At 45.0% G+C, this 15,850-nt stretch carries 15 protein-coding genes; 13 read left to right on the top strand and 2 right to left on the bottom strand.

Annotated features, from left to right (window positions below; all coding sequences use genetic code 11):
• Positions 1-8 precede the first annotated feature (8 nt).
• A complete protein-coding gene (locus J1C86_RS06025) occupies positions 9-740 on the top strand; it encodes an NAD-dependent protein deacylase (protein WP_125407043.1) in 732 nt (243 codons plus the stop codon).
• Positions 741-781: 41 nt separating this feature from the next.
• Here the strand turns inward: J1C86_RS06025 and J1C86_RS06020 are convergent, their stop codons facing one another.
• Complete coding sequence (locus J1C86_RS06020) at positions 782-1,690, bottom strand: LysR family transcriptional regulator (RefSeq protein ID WP_002897493.1); 909 nt, start codon at positions 1,688-1,690, stop codon at positions 782-784.
• Between the two features lie 436 nt (positions 1,691-2,126).
• Here J1C86_RS06020 and J1C86_RS06015 point away from each other — a divergent pair, with 436 nt between their 5' ends.
• From J1C86_RS06015 to nt5e, 10 genes are all read left to right on the top strand, one after another.
• Entirely contained in the window at positions 2,127-2,933 is an 807-nt protein-coding gene (locus J1C86_RS06015; protein ID WP_125407045.1) for a dihydroorotate dehydrogenase electron transfer subunit, read from the top strand.
• Between the two features lie 11 nt (positions 2,934-2,944).
• Positions 2,945-3,883 carry a dihydroorotate dehydrogenase gene (locus J1C86_RS06010; protein WP_125407048.1) on the top strand — a complete coding sequence of 313 codons (939 nt, stop codon included), beginning with the start codon at positions 2,945-2,947 and terminating at the stop codon, positions 3,881-3,883.
• Positions 3,884-4,131: 248 nt separating this feature from the next.
• Entirely contained in the window at positions 4,132-4,824 is a 693-nt protein-coding gene (gene pyrF / locus J1C86_RS06005; protein ID WP_125407050.1) for an orotidine-5'-phosphate decarboxylase, read from the top strand.
• A gap of 79 nt (positions 4,825-4,903) precedes the next feature.
• Complete coding sequence (pyrE, locus tag J1C86_RS06000; RefSeq protein WP_125407053.1) at positions 4,904-5,533, top strand: orotate phosphoribosyltransferase; 630 nt, start codon at positions 4,904-4,906, stop codon at positions 5,531-5,533.
• 109 nt (positions 5,534-5,642) lie between these two features.
• A complete protein-coding gene (locus J1C86_RS05995; protein ID WP_125409295.1) occupies positions 5,643-7,181 on the top strand; it encodes a glycosyltransferase family 39 protein in 1,539 nt (512 codons plus the stop codon).
• Positions 7,178-7,930, top strand: a complete 753-nt coding sequence (locus J1C86_RS05990) for a DUF4336 domain-containing protein (protein ID WP_002924579.1) — start codon at positions 7,178-7,180, stop codon at positions 7,928-7,930. Before J1C86_RS05995 ends, J1C86_RS05990 begins: the two co-directional genes overlap by 4 nt.
• Positions 7,931-7,965: 35 nt before the next feature.
• On the top strand, positions 7,966-8,619 hold the full coding sequence (locus J1C86_RS05985) for a uracil-DNA glycosylase (protein WP_002924580.1): 654 nt from the start codon (positions 7,966-7,968) through the stop codon (positions 8,617-8,619).
• 8 nt (positions 8,620-8,627) lie between these two features.
• Entirely contained in the window at positions 8,628-9,092 is a 465-nt protein-coding gene (locus J1C86_RS05980) for an NUDIX hydrolase (protein ID WP_002895418.1), read from the top strand.
• Between the two features lie 12 nt (positions 9,093-9,104).
• The gene (locus J1C86_RS05975; protein ID WP_125407055.1) at positions 9,105-10,373 is read left to right on the top strand and encodes a dihydroorotase; all 1,269 of its coding nucleotides are present in this window, start codon (positions 9,105-9,107) and stop codon (positions 10,371-10,373) included.
• A gap of 163 nt (positions 10,374-10,536) precedes the next feature.
• Entirely contained in the window at positions 10,537-12,693 is a 2,157-nt protein-coding gene (gene nt5e, locus J1C86_RS05970) for a cell surface ecto-5'-nucleotidase Nt5e (protein WP_111675774.1), read from the top strand.
• 39 nt (positions 12,694-12,732) lie between these two features.
• On the opposite strand, the gene plsY is transcribed toward nt5e, so the two are convergent.
• Entirely contained in the window at positions 12,733-13,383 is a 651-nt protein-coding gene (plsY, locus tag J1C86_RS05965) for a glycerol-3-phosphate 1-O-acyltransferase PlsY (protein WP_111675775.1), read from the bottom strand.
• Positions 13,384-13,573: 190 nt separating this feature from the next.
• On the opposite strand from plsY, the gene parE reads away from it, so the two are divergent.
• Entirely contained in the window at positions 13,574-15,523 is a 1,950-nt protein-coding gene (parE, locus tag J1C86_RS05960) for a DNA topoisomerase IV subunit B (RefSeq protein ID WP_002917184.1), read from the top strand.
• 19 nt (positions 15,524-15,542) lie between these two features.
• Entirely contained in the window at positions 15,543-15,797 is a 255-nt protein-coding gene (locus J1C86_RS05955; RefSeq protein ID WP_125409297.1) for a hypothetical protein, read from the top strand.
• The last annotated feature ends 53 nt before the right edge of the window (positions 15,798-15,850 follow it).

The raw sequence follows: 15,850 nt of genomic DNA, 5'->3' as shown, positions 1-15,850 counted from the left end.
GTAGCAGGATGGATAAGATTGCAAGGCTGCAAGAATTGATAGACCAAAGTCAGAATATCGTCTTTTTCGGTGGGGCGGGTGTTTCGACGGAGTCCAATATTCCAGACTTCCGCAGTTCAGATGGGATATATAGCGTTAAGCTAGGACAGCATTTTACAGCAGAGCAGCTGGTTTCTCATACTATGTTTGAGCGCTATCCGCAGGAGTTTTTTGACTTTTACAAGAAGTACCTGCTCTATCCAGATGCTAAGCCCAATGCGGCACATGCCTACTTGGCAGACTTGGAGAAGACAGGCAAGATCAAGGCTGTGGTAACTCAGAATATCGATAGCTTGCATGAAATGACCGGTTCGAAAAAGGTTCTCAAGCTTCATGGTAGTGCGGATAGAAATTACTGTCTGCATTGTCAGCGATTCTATGATTTGGATGGCTTTCTGGCTCTGGCCGGTACCATTCCTTGCTGCCTTGACTGTGGCGGTATTGTCAAACCAGATGTGACTCTCTATGAAGAACCTCTAGATATGGAAGTTTTCCAGCAGGCAGCTCAAGCTATTCAGCAAGCAGACCTGCTGATAATTGGTGGCACTTCCTTAGTCGTCTATCCCGCAGCCAGCCTTATTCAGTACTTTGCAGGTAAGCATCTGGTCGTTATCAACAAGACCAGCATCCCTCAGGATAGTCAGGCAGATCTAGTCATTGAGGGTAAGATCGGAGAAGTGTTGGGGAAGTTGAAACAATAGAAAAAACACCTGAGATAGCTTTTTCAGGTGTTTTTTGCAGTTCATTTATCAAACTTCACTTCCTCAATCAGATACTCAATGAATCGTTCTCCCATTTTGGATAGGCTAGCTTTTTCGTGCTGGATGTAAACCAGTTCAATCGGATCATCGATGTCCAGTGGGATTGACACGATATTATCTCCGTTGAGGTTGCTGTTGAGGATACCGGTTGCAATTGTGTAGCCATCCAGACCAATTAAAAGATTAAAGAGTGTTGCACGGTCGCTGACGACGATTGATTTTTTATGGTGTTCCTGAGAGAGAATTTCCTCAGAAAAGTAGAAGGAGTTGTGAGTTCCTTGGTCATAGCTGAGGTAGGGGAAGTTTTCTAAGTCAGATAATTGAACCAGCTTTTTCTTGGCCAGCGGATTGGATTTGCTGACAAAGATATGGGGTTGAGCTGTGAAGAGATGAGTGGCAATCAGATGATTGTCATCCAGCATCTTGGATAGGACATCGCGGTTGTAGCTATTGAGAAAGAGGACGCCGATTTCGCTGCGGAAGTTTTTTACGTCGTCAATAATTTCCCAAGTCCGAGTTTCCCGCAGGAAGAGCTCGTATTTCTCCATATCGCTTTTTTTAAGCAGGGAGACAAAGGCATTGACCACAAAAGCATAGTGCTGGGCAGAAACGCTGAAAAGCTCGCGGTGGGCGACAGGGTTTTTGTATCGCTCCTCTAGAAGCTGAGTCTGCTCAACTACCTGCCGAGCATAAGAAAGAAACTCCATGCCGTCCTTGGTCAAGGTAATTCCTTTTGGATTGCGAATGAAAATCTCGATACCCATTTCGTTTTCCAAATCCCGCACAGCATTAGACAAACTAGGCTGAGTAATGAAAAGCTGCTTGGCAGCCTCATTCATGCTACCAGTCTCGACAATTTTGATAATATAGTGTAACTGTTGAATTCTCATAGGACTATTTTATCACAAACTGAGTTGATTTTTCTAGTGATTGCTAGTTCTGAGGATAAACTTCACATATGTAAGAACTTCTATATGTTACTATGAATATAGAATGGTGGAGGTAGCTTTTCTCGATCTATCTGTTTTTAATACTATCTATGTAGTCTAAACTAAATTTATAAGTTAGTAAGGTAATTTAATCAAGAAGTTATGAAAAAGATGCTGTAAATTTGAACTAACTCTAGATTTTATTTTCTGATGCATTATTTTTTTTTAGTTACCTTGACAATCCTCATCTCTAACGATATAATGTTTACAATTTAACCTTTAATCAAGTCCAGTGAGGCTGTAAGGTAGGAAAAACGGTATAAGAGGCAGTTGGCTGCCTTGTTTTTTGCGAAACCTTGCTGCGGCGAGGTTTTTTCTTGTAGAAAGTGAGGTTGTCATGGTTAGTGACAGTTGTAAAAAGAGATTTGGAAAGATTATGCTGGAGCAGATGGAGCTGCTGGAGCAAGTCAAAATTGCACCTAATATTTTTTCTATGACTCTAAAGGGGCAAATGGTCAGCCAGATGAAGGCTGGGCAGTTTTTACATATTCGGGTACCAGATGACAGCAAGCTTTTGCGCCGGCCTATCTCGATTGCAGAGATTGACCGAGACAATCTGACTTGTCGCATCATCTATCGGATAGAAGGCGGCGGGACGGCTATTTTTTCTCAACTGCCAGTTGGATCTTTTCTTGATGTTATGGGGCCTCAGGGCAATGGCTTTGATTTGAGTCCTGTAAGGGAAGGTGAGCGAGCTTTGATTATCGGTGGGGGGATTGGTGTCCCTCCTCTGCTTGAGGTTGCTAAAGAATTGCATGCCAAAGGAGCTCAAGTAACAGCTGTGCTGGGATTCGCTGACAAATCTGCTGTCATTTTAGAGGAAGAAATGAAAAAATACGCTGAGGTCATTGTCACGACGGATAACGGCTCTTATGGCCGCCAAGGCTATGTATCAGCCGTTGTGGATGAGTTGTCCCAAGACTATGCGGCTGTTTATTCCTGTGGTGCGCCAGCTATGCTTCAGTATGTGGATCGTAAGTTTCAGGACCATCCGCATGCTTATCTCTCCATGGAGTCTCGTATGGCGTGTGGTATGGGCGCCTGCTATGCCTGCGTAGTTCATGTTGCAGGTCAGGACGAGTCGGTCAATAAGCGCGTTTGTGAAGACGGTCCGGTCTTTGAGACGGGCACGATTATTGTCTAGGAGGGGAAAGAATGAGTGACCAACGTTTAAGAGTTTCCTTGCCAGGCTTGGACCTGAAAAATCCAATTATTCCAGCATCTGGCTGTTTTGGTTTCGGACAGGAATATGCCAAATACTATGACCTAGACTTGCTAGGCTCCATCATGATAAAGGCTACGACTTTGGACCCCCGCTTTGGCAATCCCACTCCGCGTGTGGCAGAAACACCAGCTGGGATGCTTAATGCCATTGGCCTGCAAAATCCAGGTGTTGAGGTTGTCCTAGCTGAAAAACTGCCCTGGCTGGCAAAGCATTATCCCGACCTGCCAATCATCGCCAATGTAGCAGGCTTTTCCAATCAAGAATATGCGACAGTGGCTGGGAAAATTTCTCAAGCCCCCAATGTCAAGGCTATTGAGCTCAATATCTCTTGTCCTAATGTTGACCATGGAAATGCTGGACTTTTGATTGGTCAAGTTCCGGAGTTGGCTTACGAAGCAACCAAGGCAGCAGTAGATGCTTCTGCTGTACCAGTTTATGTCAAATTGACTCCGAGTGTGGCAGACATCACTCAGGTAGCTAAGGCAGTTGAAGATGCTGGTGCTGCTGGTTTTACCATGATTAATACCTTAGTAGGTATGCGATTTGACTTGAAGTCGCGCAAGCCTATTATCGCTAATGGCACTGGTGGCATGTCTGGTCCGGCTGTCTTTCCGGTAGCTCTCAAGCTGATCCGTCAAGTGGCGCAGGCAAGCAAACTTCCTATCATTGGTATGGGGGGAGTTGATTCTGCGGAGGCTGCTCTGGAGATGTTTATAGCAGGCGCTTCAGCCATTGGAGTGGGAACTGCCAATTTCACAGATCCATATGCCTGCCCGACCATCATTGAAGATCTGCCAAAGGTTATGGACAAATACGGTATCAAAAGTCTTGAAAGCTTACGAAAAGAAGTTCGAGAGAATTTGCTTTAAAGTTACATTTTTACTTGACAATCCTGCTGTGAAATTATAGAATGAACTAAATATAACCTTTAAAGAAGTCCAGAGAGGCTACTAAGGTACATACGTTTGAATGGCAACTACTGCCACATTTTCGTGTAACCTTGCTCTCGGGCAAGGTTTTTTCTATGTCTCTGAGCCTAACGTAACAGTTGGTTTTGATATAGGATTGCCTAGCAGACTTCTTTGAAGATAATAATTTAAAAGGAGATTTTTCCCTCATGCGTGAAGAACGGCCTATTATCGCCCTCGACTTTCCATCTTTTGATGATGTCAAAGATTTCTTGGAGCATTTTCCGGAAGATGAAAAACTCTATGTCAAAATCGGCATGGAATTCTTCTATGCCATCGGTCCAGAAATCGTTCATTACCTTAAAGGTCTTGGGCACAGCATTTTCTTGGATCTGAAACTGCACGACATTCCCAATACGGTGCGCTCAGCTATGTCTGTCTTAGGAACATTTGGCATTGACATGGTGACGGTCCATGCAGCAGGCGGTGTGGAGATGATGAGCGAAGCCAAGAAGGTCTTGGGGGATAAGGCTAAGCTAGTTGCGGTGACTCAACTGACCTCGACCAGTGAGGAAGATATGCGGGATTGTCAAAATATCCAGACTACGGTTCAGGAGTCTGTTGTCAATTACGCTCGGAAAGCCAAGGAAGCTGGTTTGGATGGCGTAGTTTGCTCAGCTCAAGAAGTGGAACTGATTAAGGCGGCAACTGCAGCTGATTTCCTCTGTGTGACACCAGGTATTCGGCCTGCTGGATCAGAAATCGGCGACCAAAAACGGGTCATGACACCGCAGGAAGCTCATCAAATTGGTAGTGACTATATTGTAGTAGGTCGTCCAATTATCCAAGCTGAAAATCCTTGGGATGCTTACCACGAGATTACGAAGCAGTGGAATAGCTAAGTAAGAATAAGAGATACGATTTAAATCGTTATACGAAATTAACAGCATCATAAACATTCAAATTTATAAGGAGCAACAAATGACTTTAGCAAAAGAGATTGCGCGTGATTTATTGAAAATCAAAGCTGTGTATTTGAAGCCAGAAGAACCTTTTACATGGGCATCAGGTATCAAGTCACCTATTTATACGGACAACCGTGTGACCTTGGCTTATCCAGAGACTCGAACCTTGATTGAAGATGGTTTCGTCGAAAAGATTCGGGCGGAATTTCCAGATGTAGAAGTCATTGCTGGAACTGCGACAGCAGGCATTCCTCATGGAGCCATTATCGCGGATAAGATGAACCTGCCATTTGCCTATATCCGCAGCAAACCAAAAGATCACGGAGCGGGCAATCAAATCGAAGGTCGCGTAGCGCCTGGGCAGAAGACGGTTGTCATCGAAGATTTAATCTCGACTGGTGGTTCTGTCTTGGATGCTATCGCTGCCGCCAAACGTGAAGGTGCTGATGTGATTGGCGCAGCAGCTATCTTTACCTATGAGCTGCCAAAGGCAGAAAAGAACTTTAATGAAGCGGGTGTGAAATTAATAACGCTTTCTAACTACACTGAGCTAATCACTCTAGCTGAAGCAGAAGGGTATGTCAGTCCTGAGGGCTTGGCCTTGCTTGAGAAATTTAAGCATGATCAAGAGAATTGGCAGGCCTAGACCGAAGAAATAAAATGATCTGACTCTTATTCAGGTCATTTTTCAGTAAAACGTCCTTATCTTGCCTTTTAAAATGGCTTAAAGTCTCTGTGTTTGGTATAATAGAGCTATGTCTAAGATTTATCATCTATCCTTTTCGATATTACAGAAAGTTATGCTGATTACAGCGGTTCATTGGTTTCTGATTGCCATCTGGCATGTTTCAGAGCTGAATAGTATAGCTATTATTGCTTTTGCTGGCTTGACTTATATGGCCTATCGCTATCGGCATTTGCTAGAAAAAGCTTATCATTGGTTGATGAAGCATAAATTTCTTATTATGCTAGCTGTCTTTATTTTTCAGCTGATTATGCTCTTTTCGGCAGAGCTTTTGATTAGACGGGATGCAGCAGTTGTCTTTACAGGTGCTTTCAAAACTCTGAAAGAAAGCTCCATTTCCAGCTATCTGACCCGGAATCCTAACAATGTCTCTCTCTTTCTCTACGAGCGTTTTTTCTTTAATGTATTTGGGGAATCTGGTCTATGGGTCATGCAGGCCTTGAATATTGTTTATACTAACGTAACGGCCTTGATTCTCTACAAGGGCTGCCAAAAGTATTTTTCCCAAAAGGCTGCAGATGCTGTCTTTAGTCTTTATGTGCTTTTACTGGGCTTTTCTCCTTATTTCTTTTCAATGTATACCGATATTCCGCCCCTTCCTTTCATCAGTCTGCAGATTTTCCTAGTTCTGGGATTGCTGAAGGGAGAGGAAACCAGTCGACAGCTGATTTGGCGTAGTATTTTGCTTGGGCTGATGACTAGTCTGGCTTTCTTCTTTAGACCAACAGTAATGATTCTGCTGATAGCCGTCTTTGGAGTCCTCTTTTTCAAAAAGAACTGGAGGAAGTTCTTTCTGACACTAGTCGTTTTTGCTTGCAGTTTTGCGATTAGCTATGCCCCGCTGCATTACTGGTCCAAGCATCAGACAGAGGTGCCAATTATGAAAGGAGAGGGACTATCAAAGGGTCCCCTGCTCTTTATCAATTTGGGTCTGACCTTCAATGGCCACAATCAGGAAGATATGAAAGAAGGGCTCTTGCAGTATATCGAGCCCGATAAGCAATATGACTATAACAATGGCATGTTTGCCAAGGAATATGTTGTTAAGGAAATCAAGCGTCGCTTAAGTGAATATAATCCTTTGACTTTAGCTCATCATCTCTTCCACAAGCAGTCTCTGACTGTAGCAGAAGGAGATTTGGGCTGGCTCTACCGCAGTGTTGAAAATGAAAAGACGCCTTATATATCGCCTTTTTACCAAGATACGAAAGATAATCCTTTAACTCAGTTTGTCCGTGACTTCTTCCTGAACACTGACAAGTCAGAATTTGTCTATTTCTCGCTGTTCAAGCAGGTGGTTTGGATTGTTATGGCAGCAGGACTTATCTTTGCCCTTTGGAAATATCGCTCCAGTGATGAGCTGAATTTTCTAACTTTAGCTGTTTTTGGTGGCCTGCTCTTTTTGCAGATTTTCGAAGGAGGCAAGACGCGTTATCTGATTCAGTTTTTGCCACAGATTTTGGTTCTGTCTGCCTTAGGATTGGCCCAGTACCCACAAGCTCTAGGGAAGTTTCGCTTTTGGATTAGAAAGAAGGACTCTTTGAAATGAAAAAACCTGTTCCTACCTATGAACCGCTTTATACCTTGAAACCTATTGCCGAGAATATCTGGATTGTCGACGGTGATTTGATTGAGATGGATGCGGTTCTGACACAGTTGCCCTTTTCCACCCGCATGACTGTCATCAAGTTAGCAAATGGCCAGCTCTGGTGTCATTCACCAATCCAACCAAATCAAGCCTTGTTTGACCAGTTGGACGCTTTGGGACCAGTTGCGCATCTTGTTTCACCTAATAAGATTCACTATGCCTATATAGCTGACTGGAAGAAGCGTTATCCTGAGGCAATTGCTTGGTCTAGCCCAGGAGTGGAAGAGAGAGCAGCCAAGCAGAAAATACCAGTCTCTTTTGATGAAAAGCTGACAGATGAGGCTCCAGAAGCTTGGGCAGGTCAGATAGATCAGTTGGTTTTCAAGGGAAGTACTTATATTGAGGAAGTTGTCTTTTTTCATAAGGACAGTCAAACCTTGATTTTGACAGATTTGATTGAGAATTTTGAAACAGAGCATTTTCCAAGTCAGATTCGCGGCAAGGCTTATAAATTAGTTCGTGTTGCAGCTCCGGATGGCCAGACGCCTATTGACTACCGTATGACCTTTATCGGTCATCAAAAAGAAGCCAAAGAATGTCTAGAGCAGATGCTAGCTTGGCAACCGGAAAAAATCATCCTAGCCCACGGTTCTTGTTTTCTGGAAAATGGCAGAGCAGAACTCAAAAGAGCACTTAGGTGGATAAGATAAGAGAATTTTATCGTAGGAAATGAGAGGAGACATATATGCAACATTCAGCTTGGCACGCTTTGATTAAGGAGCAGCTGCCGGAAGGTTATTTTGCAAAAATCAATCATTTTTTAGACGAAGTGTATGCTTCAGGGACCATTTACCCACCTCGGGAAAAGGTTTTTAATGCGATTCAGACGACAGATTTAGCGGATGTTAAGGTGGTTATTTTAGGGCAGGATCCCTACCATGGACCGAGACAGGCACAGGGCTTGAGTTTTTCTGTACCCGATGACATTCCGGCTCCGCCTTCTTTGCAGAATATTCTCAAAGAACTGGCTGATGATATCGGAGTGAAAGAGTCGCATGATTTGACTTCCTGGGCTCAGCAGGGTGTTCTCTTGCTCAATGCTGGTCTGACAGTGCCTGCTGGCCAGGCCAATGCGCATGCCGGCTTAATCTGGGAGCCTTTTACAGATGCTATTATCAAGGTAGTTAATGAGAAGACCGATCCAGTCGTCTTTATCCTATGGGGGTCTTACGCCCGCAAGAAAAAAGCCTTGATTAGTAATTCCCAACATTTGATTATCGAGTCAGCTCACCCAAGTCCACTGTCTGCTTACCGTGGTTTCTTTGGTAGTAAACCTTTTTCTCGGACCAATGATTTCTTAGTGGCTAAGGGATTGGAGCCTATCAATTGGTTAGCATAGGAGGTAGTATGGTTCAGTTAGCAACGATTTGTTATATCGATAATGGCCGGGAATTTCTCATGCTGCACCGCAACAAAAAGCCCAATGATGTTCATGCTGGGAAGTGGATTGGTGTCGGTGGCAAGCTAGAGCGAGGAGAAACCCCGCAGGAATGCGCTGCACGTGAGATTTTAGAGGAAACAGGTCTAAAGGCCAAGCCTGTTCTTAAAGGCGTTATCACTTTTCCGGAGTTTACTCCCAACTTGGACTGGTACACCTACGTCTTCAAGGTGACGGAGTTTGAGGGGGAATTGATTGACTGCAACGAAGGTACTCTGGAATGGGTGCCTTATGATCAGGTTTTGTCTAAACCAACCTGGGAAGGCGATCACACCTTTGTGGAGTGGCTTTTAGAAGACAAGCCTTTCTTTTCTGCAAAGTTTGTTTATGACGGGGATAAGCTATTAGATACTCAGGTGGATTTTTACGAATAAGGAGATAAGACGATGCTATTAATCAAAAACGGACGAGTTATGGATCCTAAGACTGGTTTTGACCAAATTACTGACCTCTTGGTTGAGGGGAAGAAAATTGTCAAAATCGGTCAAGATTTGCAGGCAGCAGGAGCAAAAGTTATTGATGCCAGTGGTTTGGTTGTGGCTCCAGGTTTGGTGGATATACATGTGCATTTCCGGGAGCCGGGCCAGACTCATAAGGAAGATATTCACACGGGGGCCTTGGCAGCAGCAGCAGGTGGTTTTACGACCGTTGTAATGATGGCCAATACCAATCCGACCATTTCTACAGTTGAAACTCTGAAGGAAGTGCTGGACTCGGCTAGTCGTGAAAATATCCATATCAAGTCGGTCGCGACAATCACAGAGAATTTTGATGGACAGCATCTGACAGATTTCCAAGGTCTCTTGGCAGCTGGTGCAGTGGGTTTTTCTGATGACGGTATTCCACTGACCAACGCTGGCATTGTCCGTCAAGCGCTCGTAGAAGCGCGTAAAAATAACACCTTTATCAGCTTGCATGAGGAAGATCCCAATCTCAACGGCATACTCGGTTTTAACGAGCATATTGCCAAAGAGCATTTTCATATCTGTGGCGCGACAGGTGTGGCAGAATACAGCATGGTTGCCCGCGATGTCATGATTGCTTATGATGCAAAGGCTCATGTGCATATCCAGCATTTGTCCAAGGCTGAGAGTGTAAAGGTGGTTGAATTCGCTCAGAAGCTAGGCGCTCAAGTCACCGCTGAAGCAGCACCTCAGCACTTCTCTAAAACAGAAGCTTTGCTATTGACCAAGGGCAGCAATGCTAAGATGAATCCGCCTCTGCGCTTAGAATCGGACCGGCTGGCGGTTATTGAGGGGCTCAAATCAGGTGTCATTTCTGTCATTGCGACGGACCATGCTCCACATCATGCTGACGAGAAAAATGTAGAAGACATCACTAAAGCACCTTCTGGTATGACTGGTCTTGAGACTTCGCTTTCTCTGGGACTGACCTACTTGGTTGAGGCTGGTCATCTGAGCTTGATGGAACTTTTAGAGAAAATGACTTTTAATCCAGCTCAGTTGTATGGTTTTGATGCTGGATTCATCGCTCAGGATGGTCCTGCTGATTTGACAATATTTGACCCAGAAGCAGATAGACTTGTGACGGACCATTTTGCCTCCAAGGCAGCCAATTCACCTTTTGTTGGTGAAAAGCTTAAAGGCCAAGTGAAGTTTACCATCTGTGATGGGGAAGTTGTCTTTAAAGGATAATGCAGATTAGACTCTGATGAATTTCAGGGTCTTTTTTAACACAGAAAATTTTCTAGTAATTTTCTGAAAAACCGAATGTTTGTTAAAATAGTAGTGGTTTAGTTCCTTTTTAAGCAAAAAAGATGTATAATATAACAAAATACTAAAGAGGAGTGTTCGTTATATGAAGAAGAAATTTTTCATCTTACCTGTTCTATCAACAGTGCTTTTGGCACCTGCTTTTTTGGCTCATCAAGTCTCTGCAGAAGAGGCACAGGCTAGTCCAGAGCCGGCAACGACTGAGTTGACCAATCAGCCAGCTGCTGAGACAGCTTCTGAAGCGCAACTAACTGCTCCAGCAGCTTCAGCAGAAGAAAAGCCAGCAGATAGTCAGAATACAGCTGCTCCAGCTGGTCCAGCTGCGACAGAAGCCGCTGCAGCACCAGCCCAGTCAGAAAATCTACCAGAGGCTACGATTCTCCATACTAACGATGTGCATGGTCGCATCGTAGAGGAAAAAGGCGTTATCGGTGATGCTAAGCTGGCAACTGTCATCAAGGAAGAGCGCGCTAAAAATCCTAAAGTGCTAGTTGTGGATGCGGGTGATGCCTTCCAGGGTCTGCCAATTTCCAATAGTTCAAAAGGGGAGGAACGTGCGAAAATCCTCAATGAAATTGGCTACGATGCTATGGCAGTCGGGAACCATGAGTTTGACTTTGGTCTAGATGAGGCAAAGAAATACAAGGAAATTCTTAAATTCCCACTTCTCAGCTCCAATACCTACGCTAATAATGCTCGAGTTTTCCAAGCCTCTACCATTGTAGACAAGGACCCAGCGGTTGAGGGAGATGAGTTTGTGGTAATCGGTGTGACAACACCAGAAACTTCTACAAAAACTCACCCTAAAAACATCCAAGGTGTGACCTTCACTGATCCAATCACAGAAGTTAATCGGGTTATTGACGAAATTGAAGCACGCGCAGCGGCAGAAGGAAAGAACTACAAAAACTACGTTGTTTTGGCTCACTTAGGTGTTGACACGACCACACCGACTGAGTGGCGCGGCTCAACATTGGCTGAAGCCCTTTCTAAAAATCCTAAGCTCAAAGGTAAGCGTGTAACCGTTATTGACGGCCACTCCCACACAGTAGAGTCTACCACTTATGGTGATAATGTAACTTACAACCAGACCGGTAGCTATCTACACAATATCGGAAAAGTGACTTTCAAGGCCAATCAGCTTCTGGGAAATCCTCAGCAAATCTCTGCTGAAACAGCTAAAAAAGTCGCTCCAGACCCAGTTGTAGCAGACATGGTCAGCAAGATTAAAGCTAGGTACGACGCAGATAATGCCAAGGTTATTGTGGCAAACAGTCCTGTAGAGCTTAATGGTGACCGTGAAAATGTCCGTGTTCGGGAAACCAATCTGGGTAATGTTGTAGCCGATGCTCTCTACGATTATGGTCAAACTGGCTTTGCCAATAAAACAGACCTGGCTGTTACTAACGGCGGTGGCCTGCGTGAAACTATTGCTAAAGACAAGCCAATCACCAAGGGAGATGTCATCGCCGTATTGCCTTTCGGGAACACTATTTCGCAAATCAAGGTAACTGGTCAAAACATCGCAGATATGTTTGCCAAATCTCTGGGCTCTATTCTTCAGGAAAAAGATGGCAAGCCTGTGCTGGATGAGAACGGACAACCCTTGCTAGAACCAAGCGGTGGTTACCTGCAAATCTCTGGGGCTAAAGTCTACTACGACACGACTCTGACAGCTAATCAGCGTGTCCTCCACATTGAGATTAAGAACAAAGAAACGGGTGTTTATGAGCCTCTTGATCCAAATAAGACCTACTATCTGACGACCAATGACTTCTTGGCTGCTGGTGGGGATGGCTATACCATGCTGGGTGGCCCTCGCGAGGAAGGACCATCTATGGATGTGGCCTTCGCAGACTATCTGGCAAAAGCTGATTTGACAGCCTATGCGGTTATCAATCCAAACTCACGCGCTATCTCTATTTCATCCACTAAGGATACAGATGGTGATGGCTACAAAGATATTGAAGAAATCAAGCAAGGAACGGATCCGGCTAATGCGGCTTCCTACCCAGCTGGCTCCAAAGCAGTTGATCCTGGAAAACAGGCAGCGCCACTGGTTAACACGCCAAATCAAACCAAGCAAGTAGCAGTTCATGTTGCCAAGACCTTCACTAAGGATCCTGCAGCTAAAGAACTGCCACAGACAGGCAGCGAATCAACAGTTGCCCTGAGCTTAGTTGGTATGGTTTTAGGATTCTTTGGATTGGCAGGAATCAAGAAAAGTCACAAAGAAGACTAGTTAGAAGACACAATAAAACGGAAGTTGTTCACTTCCGTTTTATTTCTTAGCCTCAGGATTTTGATGTGTGATATTCAAGCCCCAAGGGATTAAGTTTTCTTTTTTCTGCTTTATACGTTGGATATTGTCCTTGTGCCGGAGGATAATAATCAAGGCTAGCGCAATGATAATCAGAGTGAAGAAGAGGTCATAGTTGGGCAGGATAAAGCCGACTAGAGGAAAAAGCAGCGCCGACAGGATGGCGATAACTGCCGAAAGCACACTTGCCAGAGAAATCATACTTCCCAGATAAAGGATGCTGGCAAAGATAACAATCAGATAAATAAAGAAGGCTGGTGAGAAGCCCAGAACAACCCCTGCACTGGTTGCCACAGCCTTGCCGCCCTTAAAGCCAGCAAAGATAGGAAAAGTATGGCCAATCACAGCCAAGAGGCCAAAGATAAGCGGCGAAACTCCCTCAATATGCAAAAAGAAAGGCAGCAGGGTCGCTGCAGTTCCTTTGAGAAAGTCGATAGCAAAAGTAGCCGTTCCCGCGGTCTTTCCCAAAATCCGGAAAGTATTGGTTGTTCCGGTATTGCCGCTTCCGTATTCTCTCAGGTTCTTTTTAAAGAAAATTTGCCCAATCCAAAGCCCAGTCGGAATAGAGCCCAGTAAGTATGCTAGTATTAATCCAATTATCGTGTTCATCATGATTTTATTATACCATTATTTCGCTTTCTTACAATAGAAAAGGATAGAATTTATAGCAGGAAATGTCTACTCGGATATTGGATTCTTCTTCGTGTAAAATCCGCTCTCATCAGCAGTTTTTTCAAAAAAATCTTTGCAATATTTGCCAAAAACTTGTAAGATAGAAAAGATGAATCATTAGGAGGTTCTTGTGGCAAAAAAGGAAATCAATATTAACAATTATAATGACGATGCCATTCAGGTATTAGAAGGGTTGGATGCGGTCCGCAAACGTCCAGGGATGTATATCGGATCGACCGACGGAGCGGGACTCCACCATCTGGTCTGGGAGATTGTGGACAACGCTGTCGATGAAGCCCTGTCAGGCTTCGGTGACCGGATCGATGTGACTATCAACAAAGACGGCAGTCTGACTGTCGCAGACCACGGACGCGGGATGCCAGTCGGCAAGCACGCTATGGGTATTCCTACGGTTGAGGTCATCTTCACCGTTCTCCACGCTGGTGGTAAGTTCGGTCAAGGTGGCTATAAGACCTCAGGTGGTCTCCACGGTGTAGGTTCTTCTGTTGTCAATGCCCTGTCCAGCTGGCTGGAAGTGGAAATCACGCGGGATGGGACTGTTTACAAGCAGCGCTTTGAAAATGGCGGAAAACCAGTCACTACGCTCAAGAAAATCGGCACGGCACCTAAGTCCAAGTCTGGGACCAAAGTGACCTTCATGCCGGACGATACGATTTTTTCAACTACGGACTTCAAGTACAACACCATTGCGGAGCGGCTTAAGGAATCAGCCTTCTTGCTCAAGAATGTCCGCCTGTCGCTGACCGATGCGCGGACTGGCGAAGAAGTAGAGTTCCACTATGAGAACGGGGTTGAAGACTTTGTCAGCTATCTCAATGAAGACAAGGAAACCCTGACTCCTGTTCTCTATTTCGAGGGCGAGGAGAGTGGCTTCCAAGTTCAGGTGGCTCTGCAGTACAACGACGGCTACGCCGATAATATCCTCTCCTTTGTCAATAACGTCCGCACCAAAGACGGCGGTACCCACGAGACGGGGCTCAAGACCGCTATCACCAAGGCCATGAACGACTATGCCAGAAAGACCGGCCTGCTCAAGGAAAAGGACAAGAATCTGGAAGGCTCGGACTACCGCGAGGGTCTAGCTGCTGTCCTATCCATCCTGGTCCCTGAAGCTCACCTGCAGTTTGAAGGCCAGACCAAGGACAAGCTGGGCAGTCCTTTGGCTCGTCCGGCCGTGGATTCCATCGTCTCTGACAAGCTGACATTCTTCCTCTTAGAAAATGGTGAGCTGGCTTCCAATCTCATCCGCAAGGCTATCAAGGCTAGAGATGCAAGAGAAGCAGCCCGCAAGGCACGTGACGAAAGCCGGAATGGCAAGAAGAATAAGAAAGACAAGGGTTTGCTGTCTGGGAAGCTGACTCCGGCCCAGTCCAAGAACCCAGCCAAGAACGAACTCTATCTGGTCGAGGGAGACTCTGCCGGTGGCTCTGCCAAGCAAGGCCGTGACCGTAAGTTCCAAGCTATACTGCCTCTACGCGGTAAGGTTATCAATACTGCTAAGGCTAAGATGGCTGACATTCTCAAGAACGAAGAAATCAACACCATGATTTATACGATTGGAGCAGGTGTTGGTACAGACTTTACCCTTGAGGATGCCAACTATGACAAGATTATCATCATGACCGATGCGGACACCGACGGTGCCCATATCCAGACCTTGCTGCTGACCTTTTTCTATCGCTATATGCGCCCGCTGGTCGAGGCTGGCCGCGTCTATATTGCCCTGCCGCCTCTCTACAAGATGTCCAAGGGCAAGGGCAAGAGCGAAGTTGTCGAGTATGCCTGGACCGATGGAGAGCTGGACGACCTGCGCCGTAAGTTTGGTAAGGGAGCCATGCTTCAGCGCTACAAGGGGCTCGGTGAAATGAACGCCGACCAACTCTGGGAGACCACCATGAACCCTGAAACCCGCACCCTCATCCGTGTCACCATCGAAGACCTGGCCCGCGCCGAACGCCGTGTCAATGTCCTCATGGGCGACAAGGTCGAACCACGCCGCAAGTGGATTGAGGATAACGTCAAGTTTACGCTTGAGGAGAGTGGGGAGATGGTGTTTTGAGAAGGATGAAAAAGAAAAAATGAGTTATACCAAATATACAAATCAAGAATTTGCGAAACTGGCTGACGATGGCCAAATTAATATTATGGCTTTGTTTGGTAATGGAGTAGATATTCAGTTAATGGAGTATGTAAATTCTCCATACCGGACCTCGTATCAAAATTTCTATAGTTATCTTTGTTATAAAAATTTTGATAAGGATAATCTTATTTTCAAGAAAATAACAGAAGATAAGAGAAAAAATGAAAATGATCCTAATATCAAGCAAAATTAGAGTGATTTTGAAAATAGTTTAATTGAGATTTTTAATGAAAACTACTATATTGA

This window comes from Streptococcus sanguinis, from assembly GCF_050220005.1.
Taxonomy (GTDB): domain Bacteria; phylum Bacillota; class Bacilli; order Lactobacillales; family Streptococcaceae; genus Streptococcus; species Streptococcus sanguinis_Z.
Note: the sequence above shows the minus strand (reverse complement) of the source record. Positions and strands in the feature narration are given on the sequence as shown.